Annotated in this window: 4 protein-coding genes and 1 pseudogene; 2 read left to right on the top strand and 3 right to left on the bottom strand. The window is 65.5% G+C overall.

Annotated elements, in window-relative coordinates:
- A pseudogene (locus QK290_RS18140) lies at positions 1-481 on the top strand (hypothetical protein); the annotation flags it as partial.
- An 88-nt stretch (positions 482-569) separates the two neighbouring features.
- Here QK290_RS18140 and QK290_RS18135 read toward each other — a convergent pair.
- Genes QK290_RS18135 through QK290_RS18125 form a run of 3 tightly spaced genes read right to left on the bottom strand, consistent with a single transcriptional unit; the run spans position 570 to position 4,260 of the window.
- Positions 570-2,360 carry a cobalt chelatase gene (locus QK290_RS18135; RefSeq protein WP_282332057.1) on the bottom strand — a complete coding sequence of 597 codons (1,791 nt, stop codon included), beginning with the start codon at positions 2,358-2,360 and terminating at the stop codon, positions 570-572.
- Between the two features lie 8 nt (positions 2,361-2,368).
- Complete coding sequence (locus QK290_RS18130) at positions 2,369-3,388, bottom strand: AAA family ATPase (RefSeq protein ID WP_282332056.1); 1,020 nt, start codon at positions 3,386-3,388, stop codon at positions 2,369-2,371.
- Positions 3,376-4,260: an IclR family transcriptional regulator gene (locus tag QK290_RS18125; protein ID WP_282332055.1), complete on the bottom strand. Its 885-nt coding sequence runs from the start codon at positions 4,258-4,260 to the stop codon at positions 3,376-3,378. The genes QK290_RS18130 and QK290_RS18125 overlap by 13 nt, the downstream gene beginning before the upstream one ends.
- A 206-nt stretch (positions 4,261-4,466) precedes the next feature.
- On the opposite strand from QK290_RS18125, the gene xsc reads away from it, so the two are divergent.
- Positions 4,467-6,368: a sulfoacetaldehyde acetyltransferase gene (gene xsc, locus QK290_RS18120; RefSeq protein WP_282332054.1), complete on the top strand. Its 1,902-nt coding sequence runs from the start codon at positions 4,467-4,469 to the stop codon at positions 6,366-6,368.
- Positions 6,369-6,428 lie beyond the last annotated feature (60 nt).

Raw genomic sequence — 6,428 nt, 5'->3', positions numbered from 1 at the left:
GCGCCGTGCCATCCTGATGGGTACCACCGTGGGCTATGTTTCGGTGGTCTGTGTCTATGTGTGGGGCGATGTGGTGTTTGCCTTCCTGGTGAATTCCTATGGCGCCGTGGCGCTTTTCGTGTACTTGGCGATCGCCCTGTCACAGGTGGTGCTGCGCAAGAGACTGGACCGTGAGGACCCGGCAGCGCTGAAGCTTAAGATGTGGCTTTTCCCGTGGCTGAGTTACGCGACGATCGCGCTTATGCTTTCCGTGATCGCCGCCATGGCGCTGCTGCCCAGCACCCAAACCCAGTTCGTGATGAGTGGTGTGACGCTCGTTGTCATTCTCCTTAGCTATGAGCTGCGTCGGCGCTACGGCCGTAAGCCGGGGGAAGAGGCTGGCAACGACGCCGCGGACCTTCCGGCGGATCCGTCCTTGGATCCTTCGGCTGAAGGGCTCGAGGAGGAGTCCGACATGCAGCCGGTAGCGGCCCGCCCCTGATCTTCGGGCTGGATGTTCGTCCGGTCCGTAAAGCCCGCCGCGGGGGAGTGCCAATGGTGGTATGTCTCCGCGGCGGGCTTTTGTAGCGTTAGCGGCGCCCGGCCAGCATGGCCAGGACCTGGCCGACGACGGCGGCGCTGCTTCCGCGCGATAGATCCAAGGCGATGTTCCTGCGGTAGTACGGCGAGAGGTCCAGCCCTACGCCCAGCCCGTAAATTTCAGCGTTGCCGGCGGCTTCGTGCGCCGCGACGACGTCCTGCAGGTGCTGTTCCAGGTAGTGGCCGTCGTTGGCCAGTGCGGTGGCGCCGTCTGTTGGGCTGCCATCGGAAACCACCAGCAGGATCTTGCGTTCATGGCCGTTGCCTTGGGAGTTGCTGTCCCCGGAACTGCTGTTGAGCCGCGCGCACGCCCAGTCAACGGCCTCGCCGTCGACTCCTTCGCGGAACAAATCCTTTTTCATCAGCGCGGCAATCGCCGGGCGGGCCCGCCGCCACGGGGTGTTGGCATCTTTGAAGATGAGGTGACGCACCTCGTTGAGCCGTCCCGGATGCGGGGGTTTGCCGGCACGGACCCAGTCTTTCCCGGCGCGGCCGCCGTTCCACGCTGCAGTGGTGAAACCCAGCACTTCGCAGCGCGCCCCCGCCAGTTCCAGGGCGCGCGCGTAGACGTCCACCAGGGCGGCCACGGCCGCACTGTGTTCCTTCATGGAGCCGGAGCAGTCCACCAGGAACGTCACCGTGGCGTCGCTCCGGGGCTCGTTCCGCTCCGTCCGGAAGACGCGGCGGTCCCCGGATGAAGTAACCAGCCGGGCGAGCCTGCTGCCGTCAAGGCGTCCTTCGAGGGCGTCACCGTCCCAACCGTCGTGGATGGCTGTGGACAGCACCGCGCCCAGGGCACGGCCCAACCTGGGAACGTTGATGCTTTGCCTGGCAATGTCGTCGTCCAGCTGCTGCCGGTAGCCGGGCAGCAATTCGGCGCGGACCAGATCTGTGGCCTGGAACTCGCGGTCGTATGCGGCGGTGAAGCGCCGGTATCCGCCTTCGCCGGCTTGAAGCGCATCGCTGCGCCCATACCGGGCGGTGGGGAGGACGTCGTCGCTGGTGTCTTGGTCGAAGAGCAGCTGGAACTGCGGCGTCCTGCTCCCGGAACGGGAGGGCCGCGCTTCCCGGGCTTCGAGGTACTCGCTGATGGCGGCGACAGTCTCCGCGATGGCGAGGGCATGGTGGGCGAACCGCGGCTGGGAGAACCGCTCCCGCCGCAGGGCGGCCAGGTGCGTGCCGACGTGCGGGGCAAGCTCGGCCCGGGTGGATTCAATCCGGTCTTCGAAGTCCGGGGATATCGGCTCGGTGGTGATCCTCGCCCGGCAGACCTGGGCTACGGTGAAGAGGATGATTCCCAGGTCCGTCTCCGCGAGGGTGGATGCCTCGAACTCCCGGGACCACTGCTGGAAGCGGCGGTTCAGGTTCGCCTGGACCCCCGGCATGGCAGGATCGCTCAGCGATTCGGTACGGAATTGTTCAAGCATCTCGAACACCAGCATGCGTGCAGGTGTTGCGGGGCAGAGCTTCTCGTGCAGGGCGGCGTCGCTGTGCTGCAGGCGCAGCGCCATGCCGTCAGCGGCGCCCCGGAAGGCTTCAAGCTCGGTGCTGTCCGTGCCCGGGTGAAGATGCGGCGCCGGCATGGGTACCGGGGCGCTCTCCCGGTACAGTGCAGGGCCGCGAAAGTGCAGCCCGCTCTGCCCGCTGAGCGCACGCATTGCCGCGGCGCAGAGTTCGGTGGTCTGCTTGCGGCGGCGCAGCGAGGCGGCTGCGAGCTCTCGCGTGGCGGCCTCCGCCCGCTCGTTCTCCGCCTGCTCCGTCTGTTCCGCAAGGGAGGCCATGGTGAGGCCTACCCGGCCGCGGCGGCGAAGGCGGCAGCGGGGTGGGGTGCGGCGGGCAGGTAGCCGGATGTCCGCGGCACTTCCAGCTCGCGGTCGAAGCAGCGCTGGAAGTACTCGCCGATGAGCGGCTGCTCGGCCTCATCGCACTTGTTCACAAAGGACAATTGGAAGGCCTTGCCGGCATCGCCGAAGATCCCGATGTTCTCCGCCCAGGTGATGACGGTGCGCGGGGACATCAGGGTGGACAGATCGCCTACCCGGAAACCGTCCCGCGTCAGCTTGGCCACGGCCACCATGGACGCCACCAGTTTCCGGCCAGCTGCGTCGTCCAGCTCAGGGACCCGTGCCAGTACTATCCCGATCTCGTCCTCTGCCGGGGGATGGTTCAGGGCAGCAACGATGTTCCAGCGGTCAATCTGGGCATGGTTGAGGCGCTGGACGCCGTGGTACATGCCGTTCAGGTTACCCAGTCCCACGGTGTTTGCCGTGGCGAAGAGCCGGAACCCGGGGTGCACGTCAAGGACCCGGTTCTGGTCCAGCAGCGTCAGCTTGCCGTCGCGTTCCAGGAGCCGCTGGATCACGAACATGACATCCGGACGGCCGGCGTCGTACTCATCCAGGATCAGGGCCACCGGACGTTGAATGGCCCAGGGGACGATGCCCTCCTGGAACTCGGTGATCTGCTTGCCGTCCTTCAGGACCACGGTATCGCGGCCCACCAAGTCAAGCCTGCTGATATGACCGTCCAGGTTCACCCGCACGCAGGGCCAGTTCAGCCGCGCGGCCACCTGCTCGATGTGCGTGGACTTGCCTGTGCCGTGCAGGCCCTGGAGCAGCATTCGCCGGTTCCGGGTGAAGGCGGCCAGGATGGCCAGGGTGACGTCGTGGTTGAAACGGTAGGCAGGGTCCACCTCGGGGACGTGCTCGTCGGCTTCCCGGAAGGCAGCCACCTTGAGGTCTGTGTCGAGATTGAACACCTCGCGCACTGACACCATTTTGTCGGGCATCAGTCGGGTCAGCTGGTCCACAGTTCCTCCTCCGCCCCGGCAGGGACAGCCGCGGTGGCACCGCTGTCAACAGTTTCTTCCGCAGGGCCGGACTCGGCTTCGATGAGGCTGAGCGCTGCCGCGGCGCGTTGCAGGGCCGGGAGCAGCTTCAGCCCCTTCTCGGGCGTGAGCCGCATGACCGGGGCCTGGACGGCGACGCAGAGGTTGGATACGGCATTGGCGGTGGGGACCAGCACGGCCACGCAGACCATGCCGGGCAGGAATTCCTCGTCGTCGATCGCGTAGCCGTCCCGGCGGACGCGCCCGAGTTCCTCCTCGATCAACTCGGGGTCCGTCACGGTCTTGTTCGTGTAGCGTTCCAGCGGCGCGGCGGCAATGAGGCGCTTGCGCTGTGCCGGGCTGAGCTGGGAGAGGATCATCTTCCCGCTGGCCGAGCAGTGCACCGGCACCCGGGAGCCGGGCTGGAGCGTGATACGCAGGGGTTCGGAGGTTTCGATGCGGTCCAGATAGACCACTTCGCTGCCGGACACCGCCGTCACGTTGCAGCTCTCGCCCAGTTCCTCCACCAGGTTGCGCAGCACAGCGTGCCGTGCGCCGTGGTGTATGTCGTTGATCAGCAGGTTTTCCGCCATCCGCCGCAGCCGGACGCCGGTGCCATAGTGCCGGCCGTTATTTTCCCGGACCAGGAGGCCTGAACCTTCCAGCTGCTGCAGCATGCGGTGCAGTGTGGGCTTGGGCGTTCCCGTTTCCTCCACCAGGCCCTGGAGGGTGAAGAGCTGGTCCTTGGTAGCAATCAGTTCCAGGAGGGAGAACAGCCGCATGGTGGGCGTGTCCCCGGCCAGCTCCGTCGGCGCCTGCAGCACCGGCTCCATGAGCCTGTGAATCTCAGCCATCTTGTGTCCTTCGCGTGGTCAGTTCGCACCGTATTTGGCATCTACTTCAAGAATATCGTACGTCTTGTTCCGAATATTTGAAATAGTCATTGACGTTGTTGTTCTTTTGCCCTAATCTCAGGATCAGCGCTAAAACAGGAACGGATCGTTCCACTTTCTATATCTCTAATGTATCCAGGGGTGTTCCTGGAGGAGGAGCAGTCATCATGAGCCAAGAGACCGTTGAACTCTCATCCGTTGCCGGTGACGGCGCGGCAGCAGCGCCGGTTGCGGAATCGTCCGCTCTGCAGGGCAATGGTGCCCGGGGCGGGGCGGGGCCTGCACGCGAAGTCGCCAAGGGCGTGCAGAAAATGACACCGTCGGAGGCCTTCGTGGAGACCATGGTCGCCAACGACGTCACCGACATTTTCGGCATCATGGGTTCAGCCTTCATGGACGCCATGGACATCTTCGCCCCCGCAGGCATCCGCCTGGTTCCCGTGGTCCACGAGCAGGGCGCAGCCCACATGGCTGACGGCTATGCCCGTGCCAGCGGCCGCCACGGCGTTGTCATCGGCCAGAACGGCCCGGGCATCAGCAACTGCGTCACCGGCATCGCCGCGGCATTCTGGGCGCACAGCCCCGTGGTCATCGTGACGCCGGAAGCCGGCACCACGGGCATCGGCCTCGGCGGCTTCCAGGAGGCCAAACAGCTGCCCATGTTCCAGGAATTCACCAAATACCAGGGCCACGTGACCCACCCGGCCCGCATGGCCGAATTCACCGGCCGCTGCTTCGACCGCGCCATGTCTGAAAACGGACCCACCCAGCTGAACATCCCGCGTGACTACTTCTACGGCGAGATCACAACCGAGATCCCGCAGCCGCGCCGCGTGGACCGCGGCGCCGGCGGCACCAAGAGCCTGGACGAGGCAGCGGCCCTGCTCGCCACGGCCAAGTTCCCCGTGATCGTCTCCGGCGGCGGCGTGGTCATGGCCGACGGCGTGGAGGAATGCAAGGCCCTGGCCGAACGCCTGGGCGCCCCGGTGGTCAACAGCTACCAGCACAACGACTCTTTCCCTGCCAGCCACCCCCTCTGGGCCGGACCGCTGGGCTACCAGGGATCCAAGGCGGGAATGAAGCTCATCTCCCAGGCCGACGTCGTGATCGCCCTCGGCACCCGCCTGGGCCCGTTCGGCACCCTGCCGCAGTACGGCCAGGCGTACTGGCCCTCCGAAGCGAAAATCATCCAGATCGACGCCGACCACACCATGCTGGGCCTGGTCAAGAAGATCAGCGTCGGCATCTGCGGAGACGCGAAGGCCGTGGCGCTTGAACTGAGCAAACGCCTGGACCAGCTCACCCTGGCCTGCGACGCGACCAAAGCCGAGCGCGCCGCCACGATCAAGGCCGAGAAGGAAAGCTGGGAAGAAGAACTCACCGCGTGGACCCACGAAAAAGATGAGTACAGCCTGGACATGCTCGAAGAGCACAAAAACGAGGAAGGCAACTGGCTCTCCCCGCGCCAGGTCCTCCGCGAGCTCGAGAACGCCATGCCGGAGAACGTCATGATCTCCACCGACATCGGCAATATCAACTCCGTGGCCCACAGCTACCTGCGCTTCGAGAAGCCCCGCAGCTTCTTCGCCCCGATGAGCTTCGGCAACTGCGGCTACGCGCTGCCGACCATGATCGGTGCCAAGGCCGCGGCCATGGACCGCCCTGCCGTGGCCTACGCCGGTGACGGCGCCTGGGCCATGAGCATGGGTGAGGTCCTCACCGCCGTCCGACACGACATCCCCGTCACGGCCATCGTCTTCCGCAACCGCCAGTGGGGTGCGGAGAAGAAGAACCAGGTGGAGTTCTACAACCGCCGCTTCATAGCCGGCGAGCTCGACAACGGTGAAAGCTTCGCTGCCATGGCCCAGACCATGGGAGCCGAAGGCATTGTGGTCGACCAGCTCGAGGAGGTCGGCCCCGCCCTCCAGCGCGCACTCGCCGCCCAGATGGAAGAAGGCAAGACCACGGTCATCGAGATTATGTGCACCCGCGAACTGGGAGACCCCTTCCGCCGCGATGCCCTCGCCAAGCCGGTCCGCACCCTCGAAAAGTACAAGGACTACGTCTAAATTCTGATCTCGATGGTCGTTTTGCCCCTGTGGAGGTCTCCTTTGGAGGCCTCCACAGGC

Source organism: Pseudarthrobacter sp. AL07, assembly GCF_029960665.1.
Taxonomy (GTDB): domain Bacteria; phylum Actinomycetota; class Actinomycetes; order Actinomycetales; family Micrococcaceae; genus Arthrobacter.
This window is presented reverse-complemented; position numbering and strand designations above follow the sequence as displayed.

Coding starts and splice junctions, on each gene's coding strand:
- xsc (WP_282332054.1), top strand. CDS start 4,467: ATGAGCCAAGAGACCGTTGAACTCTCATCCGTTGCCGGTGACGGCGCG.
- QK290_RS18135 (WP_282332057.1), bottom strand. CDS start 2,360: ATGGCCTCCCTTGCGGAACAGACGGAGCAGGCGGAGAACGAGCGGGCG.
- QK290_RS18125 (WP_282332055.1), bottom strand. CDS start 4,260: ATGGCTGAGATTCACAGGCTCATGGAGCCGGTGCTGCAGGCGCCGACG.